The 20,027-nt window shown below is 45.3% G+C and carries 26 protein-coding genes; 19 read left to right on the forward strand and 7 right to left on the reverse strand.

Annotated elements, in window-relative coordinates:
- Window positions 1–14: 14 nt before the first annotated feature.
- From HF974_11195 to HF974_11205, 3 genes are all read right to left on the reverse strand, one after another.
- Window positions 15–254 carry a hypothetical protein gene (locus tag HF974_11195; GenBank protein ID MBC2698872.1) on the reverse strand — a complete coding sequence of 80 codons (240 nt, stop codon included), beginning with the start codon at window positions 252–254 and terminating at the stop codon, window positions 15–17.
- Between the two features lie 86 nt (window positions 255–340).
- Window positions 341–694, reverse strand: a complete 354-nt coding sequence (locus HF974_11200) for a hypothetical protein (GenBank protein ID MBC2698873.1) — start codon at window positions 692–694, stop codon at window positions 341–343.
- Window positions 695–732: 38 nt separating this feature from the next.
- Window positions 733–936 (reverse strand): hypothetical protein, encoded by a 204-nt coding sequence (locus HF974_11205; protein MBC2698874.1) that lies wholly within the window; start codon window positions 934–936, stop codon window positions 733–735.
- A 502-nt stretch (window positions 937–1,438) separates the two neighbouring features.
- On the opposite strand from HF974_11205, the gene HF974_11210 reads away from it, so the two are divergent.
- Window positions 1,439–2,479 (forward strand): NAD(P)/FAD-dependent oxidoreductase, encoded by a 1,041-nt coding sequence (locus HF974_11210; protein ID MBC2698875.1) that lies wholly within the window; start codon window positions 1,439–1,441, stop codon window positions 2,477–2,479.
- Window positions 2,480–2,933: 454 nt separating this feature from the next.
- Window positions 2,934–3,095: a hypothetical protein gene (locus tag HF974_11215; protein ID MBC2698876.1), complete on the forward strand. Its 162-nt coding sequence runs from the start codon at window positions 2,934–2,936 to the stop codon at window positions 3,093–3,095.
- A 180-nt stretch (window positions 3,096–3,275) separates the two neighbouring features.
- On the opposite strand, the gene HF974_11220 is transcribed toward HF974_11215, so the two are convergent.
- Window positions 3,276–4,592, reverse strand: coding sequence for an ATP-binding protein (locus tag HF974_11220; protein MBC2698877.1), 1,317 nt, complete (start codon window positions 4,590–4,592; stop codon window positions 3,276–3,278).
- Window positions 4,593–5,519: 927 nt separating this feature from the next.
- On the opposite strand from HF974_11220, the gene HF974_11225 reads away from it, so the two are divergent.
- The 16 genes from HF974_11225 (at window position 5,520) to HF974_11300 (ending at window position 17,988) form a co-directional block, all read left to right on the forward strand.
- Window positions 5,520–6,935, forward strand: a complete 1,416-nt coding sequence (locus HF974_11225; protein MBC2698878.1) for an ammonium transporter — start codon at window positions 5,520–5,522, stop codon at window positions 6,933–6,935.
- Between the two features lie 11 nt (window positions 6,936–6,946).
- Window positions 6,947–7,294 (forward strand): P-II family nitrogen regulator, encoded by a 348-nt coding sequence (locus HF974_11230; GenBank protein ID MBC2698879.1) that lies wholly within the window; start codon window positions 6,947–6,949, stop codon window positions 7,292–7,294.
- 25 nt (window positions 7,295–7,319) lie between these two features.
- Window positions 7,320–7,502 carry a hypothetical protein gene (locus HF974_11235; protein MBC2698880.1) on the forward strand — a complete coding sequence of 61 codons (183 nt, stop codon included), beginning with the start codon at window positions 7,320–7,322 and terminating at the stop codon, window positions 7,500–7,502.
- Window positions 7,503–7,520: 18 nt separating this feature from the next.
- Window positions 7,521–8,318, forward strand: a complete 798-nt coding sequence (locus HF974_11240; protein ID MBC2698881.1) for a GNAT family N-acetyltransferase — start codon at window positions 7,521–7,523, stop codon at window positions 8,316–8,318.
- A gap of 82 nt (window positions 8,319–8,400) precedes the next feature.
- On the forward strand, window positions 8,401–9,381 hold the full coding sequence (locus tag HF974_11245) for a DUF128 domain-containing protein (GenBank protein ID MBC2698882.1): 981 nt from the start codon (window positions 8,401–8,403) through the stop codon (window positions 9,379–9,381).
- A gap of 329 nt (window positions 9,382–9,710) precedes the next feature.
- A complete protein-coding gene (gene cfbC / locus HF974_11250; GenBank protein MBC2698883.1) occupies window positions 9,711–10,529 on the forward strand; it encodes a Ni-sirohydrochlorin a,c-diamide reductive cyclase ATP-dependent reductase subunit in 819 nt (272 codons plus the stop codon).
- A 14-nt stretch (window positions 10,530–10,543) separates the two neighbouring features.
- The gene (locus tag HF974_11255) at window positions 10,544–10,861 is read left to right on the forward strand and encodes a P-II family nitrogen regulator (GenBank protein MBC2698884.1); all 318 of its coding nucleotides are present in this window, start codon (window positions 10,544–10,546) and stop codon (window positions 10,859–10,861) included.
- Window positions 10,858–11,214, forward strand: coding sequence for a P-II family nitrogen regulator (locus tag HF974_11260; protein MBC2698885.1), 357 nt, complete (start codon window positions 10,858–10,860; stop codon window positions 11,212–11,214). The genes HF974_11255 and HF974_11260 overlap by 4 nt, the downstream gene beginning before the upstream one ends.
- A gap of 60 nt (window positions 11,215–11,274) precedes the next feature.
- The gene (locus HF974_11265; protein ID MBC2698886.1) at window positions 11,275–12,645 is read left to right on the forward strand and encodes a nitrogenase component I subunit alpha; all 1,371 of its coding nucleotides are present in this window, start codon (window positions 11,275–11,277) and stop codon (window positions 12,643–12,645) included.
- A complete protein-coding gene (locus tag HF974_11270; protein MBC2698887.1) occupies window positions 12,642–13,991 on the forward strand; it encodes a hypothetical protein in 1,350 nt (449 codons plus the stop codon). The genes HF974_11265 and HF974_11270 overlap by 4 nt, the downstream gene beginning before the upstream one ends.
- A complete protein-coding gene (locus HF974_11275; GenBank protein ID MBC2698888.1) occupies window positions 13,981–14,922 on the forward strand; it encodes an ABC transporter substrate-binding protein in 942 nt (313 codons plus the stop codon). The genes HF974_11270 and HF974_11275 overlap by 11 nt, the downstream gene beginning before the upstream one ends.
- 77 nt (window positions 14,923–14,999) lie before the next feature.
- On the forward strand, window positions 15,000–15,764 hold the full coding sequence (locus HF974_11280; protein ID MBC2698889.1) for an ABC transporter permease: 765 nt from the start codon (window positions 15,000–15,002) through the stop codon (window positions 15,762–15,764).
- A 3-nt stretch (window positions 15,765–15,767) separates the two neighbouring features.
- The gene (locus HF974_11285) at window positions 15,768–16,457 is read left to right on the forward strand and encodes an ABC transporter ATP-binding protein (protein ID MBC2698890.1); all 690 of its coding nucleotides are present in this window, start codon (window positions 15,768–15,770) and stop codon (window positions 16,455–16,457) included.
- Window positions 16,458–16,462: 5 nt separating this feature from the next.
- The gene (locus HF974_11290; protein ID MBC2698891.1) at window positions 16,463–17,185 is read left to right on the forward strand and encodes a hypothetical protein; all 723 of its coding nucleotides are present in this window, start codon (window positions 16,463–16,465) and stop codon (window positions 17,183–17,185) included.
- A 62-nt stretch (window positions 17,186–17,247) separates the two neighbouring features.
- Complete coding sequence (locus HF974_11295; protein ID MBC2698892.1) at window positions 17,248–17,499, forward strand: hypothetical protein; 252 nt, start codon at window positions 17,248–17,250, stop codon at window positions 17,497–17,499.
- Window positions 17,500–17,502: 3 nt separating this feature from the next.
- Window positions 17,503–17,988, forward strand: a complete 486-nt coding sequence (locus HF974_11300; protein MBC2698893.1) for an amidohydrolase family protein — start codon at window positions 17,503–17,505, stop codon at window positions 17,986–17,988.
- A gap of 358 nt (window positions 17,989–18,346) precedes the next feature.
- On the opposite strand, the gene HF974_11305 is transcribed toward HF974_11300, so the two are convergent.
- The 3 genes from HF974_11305 to HF974_11315 form a co-directional block, all read right to left on the reverse strand.
- Window positions 18,347–18,775, reverse strand: a complete 429-nt coding sequence (locus tag HF974_11305) for a hypothetical protein (GenBank protein ID MBC2698894.1) — start codon at window positions 18,773–18,775, stop codon at window positions 18,347–18,349.
- A gap of 415 nt (window positions 18,776–19,190) precedes the next feature.
- Complete coding sequence (locus tag HF974_11310; protein MBC2698895.1) at window positions 19,191–19,418, reverse strand: type II toxin-antitoxin system HicA family toxin; 228 nt, start codon at window positions 19,416–19,418, stop codon at window positions 19,191–19,193.
- Window positions 19,411–19,626, reverse strand: a complete 216-nt coding sequence (locus tag HF974_11315; GenBank protein MBC2698896.1) for a type II toxin-antitoxin system HicB family antitoxin — start codon at window positions 19,624–19,626, stop codon at window positions 19,411–19,413. The genes HF974_11310 and HF974_11315 overlap by 8 nt, the downstream gene beginning before the upstream one ends.
- Window positions 19,627–19,742: 116 nt before the next feature.
- On the opposite strand from HF974_11315, the gene HF974_11320 reads away from it, so the two are divergent.
- Window positions 19,743–19,907, forward strand: a complete 165-nt coding sequence (locus tag HF974_11320; GenBank protein ID MBC2698897.1) for a hypothetical protein — start codon at window positions 19,743–19,745, stop codon at window positions 19,905–19,907.
- The last annotated feature ends 120 nt before the right edge of the window (window positions 19,908–20,027 follow it).

Below are 20,027 nucleotides of genomic sequence, written 5' to 3' on the forward strand. Positions count from 1 at the left end.
CCGCCAAACCCTTATCAAGCCCCACACTTCAATATACCCTTCATGCTCACCATCGAAGTCATCACCCGCCGTCCGGACAGCGAACAGGCACACCAAACACCCCCGCCTTCCAGCCATAGGGTAAGTACCTTGGGGGTGTCTGAATCACAAGCTGGGCCAGTGACCGCACCGCCTGGCTCCATACCAAACACCCGAGCCGCCGCCTGCATCATGCACCGCCCTCCACCCGCCGCCCGGACTGTGAGCAAGCACACCAAACACCCTCGCGTCCCAGCCACAGGGTCAGGACCGTGCAAGTGACCAGGCTGTTTAAAAGGTGGAAAAAATCACCAAAACAATCCTAATCACTAAAACAGAAGTCCTCTCCTTTTGTAAAACATATCTCGAAAACATCAAAAACATCTAACCTGCCCAATAAATTAGGGACCTCTGATATGGCAAAAGCAACTCTTGTTTCAACCTTTCTTCCGTTGATTAACATTTGGATACTGTGGACGTATGCAATCAATTCACCCACAATTCCCCGGAATATCTTCTCATCACCCTGTTCCACATCCACCCACATAATGTCGCCAATCCTCTTAGAAAAAATAGAAATATCAGCACCCGAATCCACCAGCATACTAAGTTCAAAAAGATCTCCATTGGCATCAATAAGTCCAACTTTTACGATCGGCCTATAAACAACCCCCAGACTTGAAGAATTTTACTTTGCGAATTTAAAACATTTTTTCAAAGGATCATGGCCTCTTTTCTTGGGACCTGGCCTAAGAAAACAACCATTTTCGGGAATTTGGTCTTTGCTTCGTTGTAGACCTTTTTAGCATCAATACCATGAGCTATGATATCATCTTCTATGATAGCGACATATTCACCTTCATATTCAGCGACCATGTCCATAAGATGTGTTCTGAAATATTCCATGGCATCTTTCATATTAATATGTTGGAATCGATTGATTAAAAACTTTTAGGTTAGATTTTCAATCCCGGTTTTACAAGCAATAACCACCCACGAAGCATCCCCACCCGCCGCCCGGACAGCGAGCAGGCACACCAACCCCCCGCGTCCCGGCCATGGGGTCAGGACCATGGGGGTGCCTGAATCATAAGCTGGGGCAGTGACTACATCGCCTGGCGATTTTTTTTGCCTGAATTAATGGACAGGATTAACTGGATTGACAAGATATGAAAGTGGCTCGCATCATCCTGTAAATTTTGTAAATCCTGTCTAATAATTTTTAAATTACCCTTAGATTTGAAGTGGATACATCATATCTCTAATTTCAGCAGCAGGATACACAAATGTGTTTATACTTTCCTATACGTTAATCAATCATAAGAAGAAAGAAAAATCATGTGAAATAATCACAACAGTTTACAATGGCGCAGCAATCAGAATTCAAAACATTAAATACCATATCTCACGATGTATTGCTATGAACTATGATCTAGTAGTAGCTGGCGCCGGTCCTGGCGGGTTGATGACCGCTTCAGTAGTGGCACAGGCCGGATACCGTGTACTGGTGGTGGAAAAAAACACAACATGCAGGTCACCATGTGCAGGATACATCAGCAATACCATCAACTTTGAACTGCCTGATAACTGTATCATCCAGTCAAAAATAAGGAAAATGCGCACCTATTTTCCGGATCTATCCTATCACGATTTCCAGCTGAACGGTTTTGTGGTTGACAGGCCGTCCTTTGATATGGCACTGGCAGTGAGAACAAAAGAACTGGGTGCACACATTAAATGGGGCTCTCCCCTGGTCGACCTGATACCCCGGGGTGTCAGGTACGACGGTGGTGAGGCTTGCGGGAAAATTATCGTTGGTGCGGATGGTGTTTTTTCAAAGACTGCATCACTTATGGGAGCGGATAAGCAGAGAGTTGCATTTTGCGCCCAGTATCACCTCAGGGGAATTGAGGTGTTACCAGATACCTGCAAGATATTATTTGATGCCGATTATGCGCCAGGCGGATATGTATGGATCTATCCCACAGGTGAAAATTCGGCCAAAGTGGGTCTGGGGGTAACAGAAGCGGGCACAAGGTCTGCGCGCGAATACCTGGATGCATTTATCAGTGAGTCCATTATTGCCAAGCGGCTTAATGGTGAAAAGACAGAATACATAACAGGCGGTTTGCCAGTAAGTGGACTTCGTAAAAAGTTATGCTACGGGAATATCCTGCTTGTGGGTGACAGTGCAGGCATGGCAGACCCGATCACAGGTGCGGGCATCAATAATGCACTGCTGGCAGGCGGGATAGCAGGCAAAACAATAATCAACGCACTTGAAAACGACGATATGGCAGTGCTCGGGCAGTATGAGATAAAGATTAACAGGTTGCTTGCAAGACCGCTAACAAGATCACTCGATAAAAGAAAAAAGCTGGACGAATACTGTACTTCAAACGAGCTGTTACAGGAACATCTGCCAGAGGTCTGGGTAACTTTCAGGCAGTACTGGGTATAATATTTAGTGACTTTTTAATTTTTTCTGGATAAATGGATCGTGGCGAATAAAATTCACCGCAGTGGACGCAGAGAGGCGCAGAGATGTGTTGTTTTTCTCTGCGTGTCTCTGCGCTCTCTGCGGTTTTTTGAATCGTCCTAGTGTCAAGTCAACCATACAATATCACTAGATATATTATCTGACACTGTTCCATTTCCCAGTTATTTTTAAGACGCAGATTTACACTGATTTACGCAGATTTAAGGTTGCATCTGCGTAACCTGCACGCCCTTAAGGCGTAGCAGGCATTCACTTCCCGCGGAAGTGAATGTATCAGTGTAAATCTGCGTCTAATATTATTATTGAAATAATTTGATTTTAGAATTGTGCCCTATTCCCTTCATAATCTGACACTTTGATGTTGACTTGACACTAGAAAACGTACATGAAATTCTTCGAATGACATGCTCAAAAAATGAAAGAACCCAAGGGTACTTTCATGCTAAATAATAAAAAGTCTCAATATTTACTGGGCCCTGAAGAAGGGTTTGTAGTTGCAAATTTACATATTCCAATATCATATATCAACAAGATATCCTTCAGAGCTGCAGAGGAGAGGGTATCAATGGCAGTCTAAAATTTCCCACTCTTCCAAAGGTTTACTTATATCATAAAATTGAACTGTGTACTGCACTGGTAGATAGTAGCATTTGTCCGATTCAGAACAAACAAAGTAGAAGCCTTTAATCATGATCGAACTTGGATGTCTGGGTGAATGAATCTTGCGTCAAAAAGAACGTTAAGTTGAAGGTCTCGTTCAGACCATTCGATCAAGCAACAACCACTTCCACATAGGAACATACTTTATCTTAAATCCCTTGATCTCTTCTTCACTTTCAAAATCGTCTGTGATTATGAGTCCTTCCGTCAATTTAAACTCTTTCATAGCCCGTATCAATGATTTGGTCTCTCTTTCTTTTGTCCCTATACTGGTGATGTCGTGACATATCTGGATCAACTGTACCACATCTAAGCCTTTTTTCACAACAAAATCAACTTCTCTTTGCTGGTAATCCTTCCAGTAATATATCTCGATCTGCGGATCGAACGATTGTCTTCTTTTCAATTCTACTGCTGCGATGTTCTCCATGATCTTACCGAGATTTTCCGAGAACCTAAAGCCAATAGTATTTGATAGACCAACGTCTGCCGAATATATTTTCCTTTGGGCCTTTTCCTGTTCTTTAAATGAAAAAGAGAATTTCTTAAGGAAAAACACAACATTTGCAGTTTCGAGGTGACCTGAGAACCGTTCCACAGTTGTGAGCGGTATATTGAGAAAGCCGGAGATTTTATTGAAACTGATAGGGGATGAGATGTTTGTGAGGTAGAATTTTGCGATCGTTCTTATTTTTTCCCTTTCACGTATGTTGAACCTCTCTATAACATCTCTAACGATCATTGTTTCAAAGTAACTCAAAAGGATTCTCTGCTTATCGTGGGACTGTACGACTTCCGGAAAGCCGCCATATTCCTTGTACTCATCAAGCATTTGCATTATTGTGGTTCGATTTGTCAGGATTTCAATTTCGTTTGCTATTGGTATATTTTTAAATTTCAGAAACTCTTTGAAAGAGAGGGGATATATAAAAAACATAATGTGCCTGCCGGTCAGCAGTGTAGCGAGTTCTGCACTGAGCAATTTTGATGATGAACCTGATACGATTATCTTCGTCCCTGTCCGCTCATGTACTCCTCTTGCAAACCGTTCCCATCCTGGAATGTTCTGTATCTCATCAAGAAATATGAAGGGTTTGCCTTTTGGTTTTACTTTTTCAAGGTACGTATTGTAAGTATCTATCAGCAATTTAAGATCTCTTTGCAGGAACCGTTCATCCTCGAAGTTCACTATAAGGGTGTCAGCATTTTGCTGGTCGATCAGTTGTCTGGCGATCTGCTTTATAAGAGTTGACTTCCCGCTTCGCCTGATTCCTGCGATACAGATTATCTGGTTCGTTTTTGTAATAAGGCTTATGAGAGTGTTCAGGTATTCTTCTCTTGTTATCCCTGTATTCACTTCTTTAGCCCAAAAATTCCAGTCTAAAAGGATTTCGAGAATTTGATTTTTTTGCATAATTGTCTATTATGTGGGTTAAATATTTAAGTTTTTAGTTCACAAGTAGATTAAAAATCATGTTTTTTGATTTATTTGTGGATTGGGCTACCTTCACCTTAAGGATTTATTGACTTAAATCACCACCCACTCTCCATTAATTCAAAAATTCAACCGTTGCGTTTTGGTATAAAAATGAACGGTTGTCTGAAGCGGTGGTGATGAAAGCCTGGGCCGGGAATCTGAAACAGCTTTATTGAAGCTGTAAAATTCGGCGCACTTGGGAAGTCAAGAATCTTTTTTGCAACATGTGTTTTTTCTATTGAGTGTGTGTTTCTACTAAATCATATCTGTTTTTTGTAACTTTCTGCCACAGAGTGCACAGAGGTGTTTTATCTGCCCCAAACTCCTCTCTCTGTGAGCTCTGTGGCAGTCATATAGAGTTCCAAATTATACTTACGGAGTAGTATCTACTCACCACGTAATAAGGAAAATCAACGATGTGTGACGGCATAATTTAGTACAGTTTGTATGAAAACAAAATAAAATATCTGGATTTGCTGATAAAACCTCAAATTTCGTAATCCTGTGGCTTGAATTTTATACTATTATTATAAATCTATGCTTATAAATACATTTTTTTGTGTTAAATGGTTTATGGATTTGCAGTTGCAAACAAACACATTCCTGTACCCTATAGAACAATTGGCATGTCAGGAAATGATGTCATTGGCGATGTAAAAAATCCCAATTGTGGCAGTCTAAAAATCCCCACCCATTAAAAAGTTTACTTTTAGCATAAAACTAAACAGTAGATGGCAGCATTTGCTGGATCCAAAAATTGGACGAAAGATTCAAAAGGAGTTTTAAGTGAAGATAGTTAAATTTAAATAATATAAGATCTACAGTAACCAGCCGTATACCTTATAAGATGGAGGCATTAAATATATGGTGCAAAATAATATTATCAAAAAATGTTGCAGTGTAGTATTACTATCACTAATACTTGGAACTGTAATCATGACGCTTGTCGCGCCCGTATCTGCGGCAACCGTTGATGAAAATACCGACTCGATCATCAGTGTGCAGACCGCTCTGACATTTGTCTGGCTGCTGATGTGTGGTGGGCTTGTCTTCCTGATGCATGCCGGTTTCTCGCTTGTTGAAGCCGGGCTCACCAGGACAAAGAACACCGCAAATATCCTCATGAAGAACCTGATGACGATCTGTCTCGGTGTCCTGATCTACTGGCTGGTGGGCTGGGCAGTCATGTACGGAGATGACGTCGCAGGTCTTTTCGGATTCAGCCAGTTCTTCCTGAGCGGTGCTGATAACGCTCTCTGGAACTCATGGTTCTTCCAGATGGTCTTTGCAGCGACAGGTGCGACTATCGTATCAGGTGCCATGGCAGAGCGAACTAAGTTTAAAGCATACCTGGTCTTCACCGTGCTGCTCGTTGCGATCATCTACCCTGTCTACGGACATTGGGTATGGTCCGGAGCTGATCTCGCACTTCTGACAGGGGATGGAAGTCCGCTCGTCCAACTGGCCGGTGCAAGTTTTCATGACTTTGCAGGCTCAGGGGTCGTACACTCGATCGGTGGCTATGCAGCCCTTGCCGGTGTGATCGTACTGGGTCCCAGGCTCGGCAAGTTCAAAAATAAGAAACCTGTAGCTATTCCAGGTCACAGCATTACGCTTGCATTCCTTGGAACGCTGCTTCTATGGTGGGGCTGGCTCGGTTTTAACTGTGGCTCGACCCTTGACGGCAGCGACGCTTACATGAACCTTGTGGTTGTAAATACATTCCTTGCAGCTGCTGCTGCTGCTGTGATCGCAATGCTTATTACATGGGCAAAGACCGGAAAGCCAGACCCATCGCTCACTGCGAACGGTGTGCTTGCAGGACTTGTCGCGATCACCGCGCCCTGCGGCTCTGTTGAGAACTGGGCAGCGATCCTTATCGGCCTTATTGCAGGCGCAATCGTCTATGCCGGTGTGATGTTCAATGAATCCGTCCTCAAGGTCGATGACCCGGTCGGTGCGATCGCTGTACACGGTTACTGCGGTACATGGGGTGTCCTGTCAGTCGGGATATTCTCTGTTGGCATGGGTAACGGAATACTTGCAGATGCAGTATATGCGGCAGGTGCACCCGGATTGTTGTACGGTGGTGTGAGCCAGTTCGTGATCCAGGCTATAGGAGCACTCGCAGCCATTATCTGGGCATTTGTGGTGGCTTTTATCGTGTTCAAGATCATCGATGTGATCATAGGACTACGTGTGTCTGAGACTGAGGAGATAGAAGGACTGGACATTACAGAACACGGGATACGGGCGTACCCCGAATACATAATCGAGTGAGGTGAGCTTTAATGAGTGAAATGAGAAAGATAGAGGCAATTATACGACCAATGAAACTGGAAGATGTAAAAACCGCGCTGAGTGATGCTGGATTTGTGAGTATTACTGTGAGCGAGGTCAAAGGACGCGGACAGCAGAAAGGACTTGTCCAGCAGTGGCGCGGAAGGGAATACTGCGTAGACCTGCTTCCAAAAACCAGGATTGAGATCGTGTTGTTAGAGCAGGATGTGGATCGTGTGATCAAGATCATCCGGGATACGGCTGCCACTGGAAATATCGGTGATGGTAAGATATTCGTAATCCCTATTGAAACAGCCATACGTATCAGAACCTCCGAGATTGGCGAGGACGCGCTTTAGCGTCCTTTCCTTTTTTTTTATTTTCATGTTTCCGGGATTCAGTTTTTCAGTTGAAAAACTATTAGGCTCCCTTGTTGATATGGGAAGTATGATGTTGTTCATTCCTGGTACAGTACTAGTTATAGGTTTCAAGCTTGCTCCAGTGATGCTATTGTTCGAAGCGGCCTACTATAAGTTAGGGGACGGGACAGGAAAATACCTACGTTAAATATGGGGATTACAGATAATGTATTTAAGGGAGATGGAAACTGATGATCTTGGTATCCTGCTTGATATGGCACATGTTGAGGGGTGGTCATCAGAAATATTTGAATTCGAACTTTACCATAAGCTTAATCCTGGCGGATGTTTTACCTCTATTGCAGATAAAAAAGTAGTGGGGGGCGTTATGACATTCACTTATCCCAACAGCGGCTGGATAGGTAATCTGATTGTTGAGAAAAAATACCGCCTCAAGGGATTCGGGAAAGCCCTTTTTTGCAGGGGTCTGCGACACTTGTCCTCCTTGCCTACAATTTTCTTGTGCGCATCTCCAATGGCAGTGGGATTATATTCAGAATTCGGGTTCAGGAAAGTATCGAACATCAACAGGTGGGAACATAAAGTTATGACCCTTAATGTGCCTGGGACTAACAGGAATCTTGAACTTGTGCTTGCTATGGATAGTAAGTACTGGCGTGAGGATAGGTCGCTGATGCTATCTCGGATGCTGACAAACCGCTCTTATGTATTCAATGAGGGTGCATGGCTGGGATTCGGACTGGTGGATGACCACTGGACCATAGGGCCGTGGGAGGCATACAATAAAGATTCTGCACTTGACCTCTTAAAAGGGGCCATTGTAGATGGCAACGACCAGCGTATACTGGTGGATGTACCTGCACAGAATACGGGGGCATGGGATATACTGACAATTATGGGTTTTGAAGTTGTTGGCAAAACAGTGCTTATGTGCAGGGGCCTGCTTCCTGATATTGCCTTTGGCAATATCTATGGTCTTGCCAGTATGGGTTCAAAGGGATGAATAGTTAATACTATATATTATAAAATCTATAGTAGTTTACCGACTTAATTATCTTGATATGTGAAATCCGGGATTGGAGCATATGACTGAATTTACTACCCAAAGATTAATAATCGGGATATTGAAAACAATTTATGAAAACAATGATCCTATAGGTGCACGGCTGATTGCTGATAAAATGGATGGTAGGGGATATTCCCTGGGGGAAAGGGGTGTCAGGTATCACCTGAAGATACTGGATGCCAATGGATTTACCCAAAGGGTAGGCTATTCCGGAAGGATCATTACAAAAAAGGGGATTGCTGAGATAAACAATGCTCTTGTCGGGGATAGGATGGGTTTTGTCATCAGCCGTATCCATGAAATGCTATACAGTACGACTTTTGATCCCTATAAAAAAAGCGGGAACATAATCATCAATCTGTCTATTATGGATCAAGATGATCTGGATAGAAATAAGGAATTGATCCATACCGTTATCCAGAAAGGTTATACGGTCAGTCCAAGGTGCCATATTTTTGAAGGAGGGGAAAATGTTTCTAATATCGCCATCCCGCAAGGATCAGTAGGGATTGCTACCATATGCGCTTTAACCATTGATGGGGTCCTTCTTAAACAGGGTATTCCTATTGAGACCAAATATGGAGGTATCATCCAGGTAGATAATGGTACACCTGTGCGTTTCACAGATTTGATATCATATACTGGGACTTCACTTGACCCGATCACGATATTCATGTCTAAAAGGATGACAGATGTTATGGGTATATTGGAAAATGATAGCGGCCTACTTCTGGGCAACCTTAGGGAAGCCCCTATTATTGCTCATGAAAAAATCATGGATATTATTTCCCTGCTTAATGGGGCAGATATCGGTGGTGTTATCGGACATATTCATGCAGGGGATACAGTTCTTTCTGCCCCCATCAGTCCGGGTAAAATTGGAATACCCATATATGCCGGAGTTAACCCTCTGGCGGTATTGGTTGAAAAGGGGATTGAAGTGACAACACATCCGGTCAGTTTGATAATGGATTATAGTGAAATGAATACAATATTTTAGGACCTTTACAGCATAATATTCTGAAGTTTGCAAATAGAATTTTGTCTTGACACCTGAAATGCCCTGGACTTGTTTTTCATTAAATATATCGCCAAATCTAAGATTGTTTTTTAGTACCTAAAATCATTACATTATTTTGATATTGATTATATATTTTTTTATAATTAGTCTATTGATGTCGATTAATATTTCTGAAAACATTTATATTAATTTATATTTATAGATTTATATTTTTTTGATAGAAACTTTTATATAATATTATCTCTACAATTGACTTCCGTTGTATGATATAACAGTATATAAATACAACATATATTGGAGACACGCAAATGAGACAAATAGCAATGTATGGGAAAGGTGGCATCGGCAAGTCAACGACCACTCAGAACCTGACTGCAACACTTGCAGATATGGGCAGCAGTATCCTGCAGATAGGGTGCGACCCGAAGGCAGATTCGACACGTATGCTGATGGGCGGAAGAAGACAACCCACCGTACTTGACACTCTGCGAGAGGTCGGGGCAGAGAATGTGACGCTTGAAGAGATCCTGCATGAAGGTTTCAAGGGAATAAAATGCGTCGAGGCAGGAGGACCTGAGCCAGGCGTTGGTTGCGCTGGAAGAGGTGTGATCACCGCGATAAAACTGCTTGAGACACTGGGCGCATATGACGAAGATCTTGACTTTGTCTTCTACGATGTCCTTGGTGACGTGGTCTGCGGCGGATTTGCCATGCCGATGCGTGAGGGATATGCAAAGGAGATCTATATCGTGGCATCCGGGGAGATGATGGCTCTATATGCTGCCAACAACATCTGCAAGGGAATCGTCAAGTTTGCAGAAGAAGGTGAGATCAGGCTTGGAGGCATTATCTGCAACAGCCGCAATGTCGAGAACGAACTGGCGCTAATGGAAGCGTTTTCCGAGCGCATCGGGAGTCACCTCGTGCATTTTGTGCCAAGGGACAACATCGTCCAGCAGGCAGAGATACGGAAAAAGACCGTGATCGAGTACGACCCGACCTGCAATCAGGCAGATGAATACCGCACACTGGCCAGGAACATCCTCGAAAATGATAAATTTGTGATCCCTGAGCCGATCACGATGGATGAACTGGAAGGCATGATGACCGAATTCGGGGTCGTTTGAGACAGGGTGATGTTATGCAGCTAATAAGAGCGATCATACGGCCCGAAAAAGTGGATGAAGTGGTGGACAGTCTCGATGCTAAGGGCTTCTCTGCATTTACCAGGATCGATGTCTTTGGCAGGGGTAAGCAGAAGGGTATACAAATCGGACCGACCGTTTATGATGAACTGGCAAAGGTGATGCTGATGATAGCTGTCAATGATGATGACAGCGATGAAATTGTCAGAATCATCGAAGAAAGTGCACGAACAGGAAGTTTCGGTGATGGTAAGATCTTTATCGGTCCGATAGATGAGGCGTATACCATCCGTACAGGCGAGATGGGACTATGAAAGAAGTGATAGCCGTCCTCCGGATGAATAAGATACAGCTAACCAAGGATGCCCTGGCAGAGGCGGGATATACCTGCCTTACTGCCAACCTCGTCTACGGCCGCGGGAAACAGAAAGGATTATACATCAATCCGCTTGGCAATATCACACCCGATGATAAAAGAGCAACTATCAGGTTCCTTCCGAAAAGGATGCTCACCCTTGTGGTGGATGATGCATCCGTTTCACCAGTGGTTGAGTTGATCATGCAGACCAACCGGACCGGAATGATCGGTGATGGAAGGATATTTGTCTGTCCTATGAACGATGCGGTCCGTGTCCGGACAGGAGAGCGGGGTAATGATGCACTGTAACAATAATTGTAACTACAATCGTAACTCAGACTCTAAGCCTGATATTACAAGGAGGAGATCATGCCGCTGACATTACTTGAATGTGATAAACCGATACCTGAACGGGAGAAACATACCTACATTAAAAAGTCAGGTGAATCCATCGTACCGGCGTGCAATGTCCAGACAACGCCTGGTGACCTGACCGAGCGCGGATGCACCTATGCAGGATGCATGGGCGTGGTCGGGGGTCCGGTAAAAGATGTCATACATCTGGTACACGGACCCATTGGCTGTGCTTTCTACACATGGGGCGGGGGACGCAGGCAGAACCTGTCCGATAACACGGAATTCCACCGGAAGTACTGCTTTTCGACAAGTATGCAGGAAGCAAACATCATATTTGGTGGAGAGCAGAAACTGCACAAAGCGATCCTTGAAGCATACGAGCGTTTTCCTGATGTGAACGGTGTGTTCGTCTATGCGACATGCGTGATCGGACTTATCGGGGACGATATAAATAATGTCTGCAAGCAGGCATCAAAAGAGATCGGAGTTCCTGTGATCCCGTTCAGTTGCGAAGGCTTTCGGGGCGTCAGCCAGTCACTCGGACACCACATTGCAAACGATGTTATCTTTGAGCGTATCGTGGGCACAAAAGAACCCGACGAAGTTACTCCGTATGACATAAACATCATCGGTGACTATAATATCCAGGGTGACCTGTGGATCATTGCTCCGTTATTCGAAGCGATGGGACTTAGAATACTCTGCACATTCACAGGAAATGCTTCGATCGATGATCTTGCCATGGCGCACAGAGCGAAGCTGAATGTCATGCACTGCCAGCGTTCCACTCCATATATCTGCCAGTTGATGGAAGAGAAATATGAACTTCCTTACATGCCGGTATCACTCTTTGGAATTGAGCAGACATCTAAGGCACTTCGTGATGTTGCATCCTTCTTCGGTCTTGAAGATAAGGCAGAGGAGGTCATAGAGAGTGAGGTTGCAAAAATACTACCTGAAATTGAGTATTACAAAGAACAACTCCGTGGAAAACGAGTCTTCATCTATCAGGGTGCGCCGCGTGCGTGGCACTGGATCAAGCTGATGGAGGAACTTGGAATGGAGGTAGTAGGCGCTGCAACGACGTTCGGGCACACCGATGACTATGAGAAGATCATCGAACGGATCGGTGATGGAGCCCTGGTGATCGACAACCCCAATTCAGTGGAACTTCGGGAGATCCTCATCGGATACAAGCCCGACCTCTTCATCTCAGGACTCAAGGAAAAGTTCCTTGCATACAAACTCGGGGTGCCATTCGTCAATGGTCACTCGTACGAGAGAGGACCGTATGCCGTGTACAGCGGATTTCTGAAGTTCGCAAAGGACATACACACGACGATCAACCATCCGGCATGGAAATTAATCGAGGGAAGAGCATGACTCAGGTAACAGCGAAAGCGAAAACAGAGACAAAGACGAAAACAAAGGCAAAGGTAAAGAGATCGGTCACGATCAATCCAGGCATGATATGCCAGCCGATCGGTGCAATGCAGGCGGTGCTCGGCGTACACGGCGCAATCTCGCTTGTGCACGGATCACAGGGCTGCGCAGCCTATCCAATGAGGATGTTCAACCGACATTTCCAGGAGCCGGTCGAGATCGCATTAAGCTCACTTGGCGAGGACGCTGCGGTCTTTGGCGGAGCAGACAACCTTGTAAAGGGAGTACACGCGCTTGTGGCAAGGAGGCAGCCTGAACTGATCGCAGTTCTCACAACCTGCCTCTCAGAGACGATCGGGGATGATGTCAACGGAATCCTCCGAAAGATCGACCTACCTACCACACTGGTCCCAGTGCATACACCGAGTTATATCGGTTCCCATGTCACAGGATACGACAACGCAGTGAAAGCGCTTGTTACGCATCTTGCAGAGCAGACCGGACCTAACAGCAAGATCAACATCGCTGTCGGGCTCTTAAACCCGGGAGATATCAGGGAACTCAAGAACATGCTTGCTGCGATGCGGGTAAAAGCGATCATCTTAACCGACATCTCAGAAACCCTTGATGCGCCGCTGATATTGCCAAGACCGCGGTTTCCAGATGGCGGGACAACGCTTGCCGAGATCGCTGACACAGCCAACTCGATTGGATCGATCGCCATGTGCAAGCATGCAGGCGGAGGCGCGGTAACGTATCTTACGAACAAGCACAAGGTGCCGATGATTTCAGGTTCATGCCCGATCGGTGTTGCCAACACTGATGCGTTCATCGGGAACGTGAGCCACCTTTCGGGAAGACCGATCCCGGATGAACTGCGAAAGGAGAGGGGACGGCTCATTGATGCAATGGTCGATGTGCAGTTCAAGATCGCACAGAAGAGGGTTGCGATCCATGCAGACCCGGACGTTGCATCTGGAATGGCACGGTTTGTGCATGAACTCGGGATGGAGCCGACAATCGTTGCGACCGGAACCGAGAGCAAGGAGTTTGTTGCGGATGTACAGGCGGTCGCAAGCCAGACAGGGCATGAGATCGAGATTATCTCGGGATGCGACCTTTACGAGTTGCATGAGGCAGTGAAAGCGGTTGGCGTCGATCTGCTGATGGGAAATTCGCAAGCAAAATATATCGGAGACGACGAGAAAATAGCTTTCGCAAGGATTGGATTCCCGGTCTATGACCGTGTGGGCTATCAAAGGAGGGCGATCATCGGGTACAATGGCGGGATCAATCTTATGGACCTGATCACCAACTCGATCCTGGAGCATGGGGATGCGTCGTAATTACCCAGTACTGTTGAGGATGGGTTTACTAGGTTTACTCATCCTGGCAGTCCTTGCGTCAGGTTGTATGGAGAAAAGCAGTGATATCGGCATGGCTGTTGAGTTCAATGACCACGCCGCATGTGCTTATGTAGCAAGGGAGAACAACTGGTACGAAGATGAAGGGATCAATCTAACAACTTACGAGAACTATGCCACAGGAATGCAGCTTACCAGTGCACTTGCAAGGGGTGACATACAGGTTGCCTATATCTGTCTGTCTCCGGCTATACTTGCATATTCAAGGGGCGTTCCGTTGGTGATCGTTGCCGGATCACATAAACACGGCTATGGCCTGGTTGCCAGTCCTGATATCACAAATATCTCTGATCTGAATGGTGCAACCATAGGATGCGTGCGGGAAGGCGGCATGGTGGATATCCTGCTAAACCGCATGATCAGGGAATATGATCTCAAGGATGTCCGGATCCAGCGAATGGAACCTTTAAAACAAGTCATTGCCCTGGAAACGGGCAGGATCGATGCAGCATTTTTGCCTGAGCATCATGCAACTGCTGCCGAGTCCAACGGCTTTCACATGCTTATCACAAGCCATGAACTGTGGGATGATATGCAGGGCAGTGTCCTGATCGTTAAGCAAGAACTTATTGAAGACGATCCCAAAACCGTAAGAAAACTGGTTCAGGTTACACAGAGAGCAACTGACCGGATAAATGATGATCCGGATGAAGCGGCTGCAGTCCTTGCTGAAGAACTGGACACCGAACTTGAGATTATTAAAAAATCGATGGGCCGGCTGAATTACACCACCCAAATCGATGCAGGGTCTGTCCAGGAGATGATCGACTTCATGGTTGAACTTGGGTATATCGAAGAGGGTATGAAAGCCGAGGATATGCTGGATACTACATTCCTGGGGGAAGATATATGAGAACCAAAAATATGAGACTTTTTACTAACTTTGGGAACGGTTCTAAAATAAATGATCTTCTTTACCATGACCCATTTATGTGGAATAAAATAAAAAGTCTGCGAAATATACTGGATGGACTTATCCCGATCATCATATTTATCCTGGTATGGGAGAGCATTGTCAGGCTGCATATTGTTCCCGAATATATATTCCCTTCATTCTCTGCTGTGATAAGGGAATTCTACCACCTGACAGTTAATGGGGTCCTGCTGAATAATCTTGCAAGCAGCCTGTTCAGGGTACTGGCAGGATTTCTGCTTGGTTCTATGGCTGGTATTATGATGGGGACTGTGATGGGATGTAGGCAGATTATGAACAGGTCGTTTAACCCGATATTCAGTTTGCTCTATCCAATACCAACGCTTGGCTGGGCACCGCTGTTGATGATCTGGATAGGGATCAATGAGATGCTGCCCATCATATTGATATTCTTGTGTTCCTTCTTTCCTGTGCTCTATAACACGATCACAGGCATCAGGAGTGTTGATAGTGATGTCATCAAAGCGGCAAGAACCCTGGGTGCATCAGATCGAAAGATACTGACCAGTATTATCCTGCCGCTTGCCGTGCCAAACATCTTTACAGGGCTTAGACTTGAAGCCGGTATGGCATGGCGTGTTGTGATAGCAGCTGAGATGGTTGCGATCCCGACAGGCATCGGCGCACTGCTGATACGCTCGGAGAGTCTGCTTAGGGTGGATATTATCATCGTCTGCTTGATGGTGCTTTCGGTAATGTGCCTGGTCTTTGAGCGGTTCTTCCAGTATATCGAAACTAAAATGACAAAAGAATGGAGGTAGATTATGCCGGATATTGAATTGAAGAATATCAGTAATTATGTATTCAATGGTCTGAACATGGAAATATTTGATAAGGAGTTGCTGGTCGTGATCGGTCAAAACGGAGCAGGAAAATCAACACTGCTTAATATCATTGCCGGGCTTGTGGATTATGAAGGTAGCGTGCTCTTTGACGGGGTTTCGGTCAACAGGATGTTAACCGATAAGCGGCGGGTCGGTTATCTATTCCAGAATCTTGCACTGTTTCCGCATCTTGATGTTGCATCCAATATAGGATATGGACCTGCAGTGAACGGCAGCGGAAGGGAAAACATTGCACAGAGTGTGGACGAATTGCTCAGGTTAATGAAGATCGAGCATCTGAGAGACCGCTATCCAAAGAATTTGAGCGGAGGGGAGCGCCAGAGGGTGGCTCTGGCACGGACGCTTGCCGTATCGCCGCGGGTACTGCTCCTTGATGAGCCATTCAGCAGTCTGGACACTGGAATGTGCAGTTGTATCAGGCAGGAGATCAAAAGGATACAGAGGGGGCTTGGGATCACAACTGTGCTTGTTACACATGACATGGCAGAGGCTAAAGAGATGGGGGACAGGATAGTGACTATAAATGGTGGAGAGGTCCATGAGGTGGCTGATCTTCAGCCTGAACACGGATGTAGCGGGTGCACTATTGATTGTCACTGCAAGAGGTGAATAAAATGTACAGGGAAATAAAGGATAGATTCGAGAAGATTGTAGCAGAGCATAACCTGTTAGATGAGACTGTGACGATCAGGGCAAAGCCCCTGACTCCTGAAGAAGCGATAGGAAATCCGGAAAGTGAGGACTTTCCGATACTAAAAGGGCATGAGCGGTTGATGCAGGCAGAGTTTAAAGGCAGCTTTGGCCAGGCATTCACAGATATGCATGGCGACTTCGAAGGAACACTTCAGGACGTTCTCTATATGGAACTTAATAACAACTTCAGGAGGGCAATTTTCATTTCAACCCTGAATGCAGTGATGCGAAATCTTGGTCTGATAGAGGGAAGTGTTCACTGCAAGGACCGCGGTCCTGAGGAGTGTGGTCAGGATCTGGTTGAGTTTCTTGAGGGATGCAAAATATCAAGGATAGCACTGGTAGGATTCCAACCGGTACATGCACGATGTTGCTCCGGATCTCACGAACTTAAGATACTGGACCTGGATAAGGAGAATATTGGGAAAGAGAAATTTGGTGTTGTCGTGCTGGATGGTGACAAGAATGCCAAAGAGGTGCTGAAATGGTGCGATCTGGCACTTGTCACAGGAACTACAGTTGTAAACGGGACCATCGAACAGATACTTGATATGGCAGGAGAGAAAGTGGTGTTCTATGGCATCAGTATAGCTGGGGTTGCACAGTTGTTTGATCTTAACAGATTCTGTCCAAGATCGACATGATGAAGTAGAAATTAATAATGCCTACAATGAGATAATCAGGAATCAATCAATGAGGAATTTATATGACTTTAGTAATTGATGCCCATAACCATCTGGGCGGACCTGATAAAGGCGACGGCATGAGCCAGAGTGCAGGTGATATCATTGCCAGGATGGATGCCGCAGGCATTCATAAGGCTGTGGTGTTCCCATTCAATGATGAGGACCAGGGGATTTCATTTTCCAGAAGTAATGACCAAATCTATAGTGAAGTGGCCCGGAATCCTGACAGGCTGATAGGATTTGGACGCCTTGACCCCAACCAGGGGGAGTAGGCAGTGGCAGAGGCCCGACGCTGTGTTGTAGAACTGGGATTGTCAGGAATTAAACTACATCCCCATGCCCAGAAGTTTGCTATTGACAGTGCGACCGTGTACAGGATAGCAGAATGGGTGGCGGCCGCACGGCCTGACATTCCCATAATTTTCGACAACGGCAAGCCGGCATCGCCTAATCAGCTTATTGGCAACCTTGCAGAGACATTCCCTGATGTTACGTTCATTCTGGCACACATGCGGGGCGGCGACTTCATTGAAGTGACTGCAGCCCATGATAATATATTTATCCAGACCACAGTGGTGCCGCAGGTAGAAGTGGTGCAGCAGTGCGTGGATGAATTGGGAGCTGACAGGGTTATAATGGGGTTGGATTCGCCATATCATTCCATGGAGGATGAAGTGACGAAGGTGGAAGCGCTGCAGTTGCCCGAAGCTGAGAAGTTAATGGTCTTTAGTGGAACTGCAAAAAAAGTACTGAATATCTAATCCGCTTGCCACCTTATTTGCAATAATAACACCTGCTCTTATCTCTGGTGCTATTGCCAGTCGCATCAAGTTCAAGTCATATATCGCATAAGGGGGTATCCACTTATCGCATTTGTTGCACTATGGGGCCTTATCGTCTATGCACTGTCTGTCACTGGGTATGGGGCGGCGGGAGAGCCGAAGAAGGGATGAGGGATTGGAATAAGTTCAATACTAACCGCAGAGTTCGCTGAGGTACGCAGAGAGGGGTAAAAATGCTTTGCGCACTCCGCGTCCTTGGCGGTTTTTAAAGTTCACATAAATCCACAAGGTTGGCTGCCGCCAAAAAAATCCAACACCCCTTCACTCTAAACCATCCTCACAATTCTATTATCCCAAAATCCAGCGCAAGCGACAGTACAATAGCAGTCACTGAAAACGCGAAGATAACAAGGTAATTCAAACGCTCCTTCGATACCGAAAGACTCCACATAATATAATTCAACCCCTCAAAATCCTCTTCAGTAAGAGCTTCCCGTCGGTCTATCTTCTCAAGTAATCCCAGGTCCCTTATCACCCCGAACCTGCGCTTACCAATATGATACCTGTGCGCAAAGAACCACAGATACCCAACAACCCCAAGATACCATAGTATCCGTGCATAAACATCCCCGTAATGGTCGGCAATGATCACCAGTCTGAGCAGCAGTGCTGAAATAAGCCCTACCCAGAAATACATTTTTATTACAGACATCCGGTACCCTTTTGGTATCTTCACTCTGGCCCGGTCTGATTTAAACTCCTTCATAAACACCATTTACTCCTATTTATAGTATATAAAGTACAAGAAAATCCTATCTTCTGTTGGATTATAGTCTGGAACCAAATATTCTATACAAATCATATGGACTCTTTTGGCTCTTAGCGTCCTTTGCTATACAGTATTTCATAAATAATATATTTTAACAGCCGCTGGCAGCGAACAAACACAACTTCCATTCCGCACTCCGGGACCGCCGGATACCCATTCACCCATAAGGCACCGAAAAGCGCCTGCCAGCCCCCACACCACAGGGGCGGGAGGAGCAGATCGGGACGGGGCACCCGGGTGGAGTGAAGATAAGAGGGGGCGGCGGGAGAGTCGAAGAAGGGACGTGGGCTGGAGAGTACAGGTAAGATGTATTATGGGTGCATAAAGAATTTAAAAATCACTCACTTATTCATTAAAGTATTTCTAACAGATTACCTCGACTCATTCCTGTTTGATGTAAAATATCTAGCAATGTCCCTTTCGCCAGTTCTTTATGCAAAGGAACAACGGTTCTGTAGGTTTTATCCGGAGTGATTTTTTGTATTGAGACATGGCTCCCCTTTTGCCGCACCTCAACAAAACCCGCTTTTTTTAACGCAGTCACGAGTTCCTTTCCAGACAGTACTGGTAATCTAGGCATGAGCAACTTCTACAGTAGTCCAGAACGGTCTTGATGTTTCACTTGGCAGGTCTTCTGTACCGAAACTTTCAATATAAAGTTCTATAGCTTCTTTGATGTTTATTTGTACTTCATCAAGGGTTTCACCCTGGGATGTCACTCCAAGCTCAGGACATCTTGCAATAAAGAATTTATCTTCTTTTTGAATGGAAATCAGAAATGTATTCATAATGTCCTCCAGTTTTGTGATAATATATTATCTTACTATATTTTAACTTCACTGCTTATCTATGATTTTACTAAAATAAAGTAGTCTCATAAAATGTTGAATTGCGGCCAAAAGCATTGGGAGTAAGAGTTGTCCGGTCAAGTACATTAAGGGCAACGCATGGAGCAAAAAATGGCGGGAGGCAGAAATCACAATCATATTCAGTACACTGTTTCACATTCCAGACCATCCGGACCCAGGCAACAAGAATCAACAAGGTTGGCTGCCACCTGCCGCCCTAATGGGCTGCGTTGGCAGGGGTAGGGGGTGCCATATGTATTTCTATTGCTATATATTTTTACAGCCGCCGGCGGATAACAAAACATCCACTCCGCACCCACAGACCGCTGGTACCCATGTAT

It is taken from the genome of ANME-2 cluster archaeon, assembly GCA_014237145.1.
Lineage (GTDB): Archaea > Halobacteriota > Methanosarcinia > Methanosarcinales > Methanocomedenaceae > Methanocomedens_A.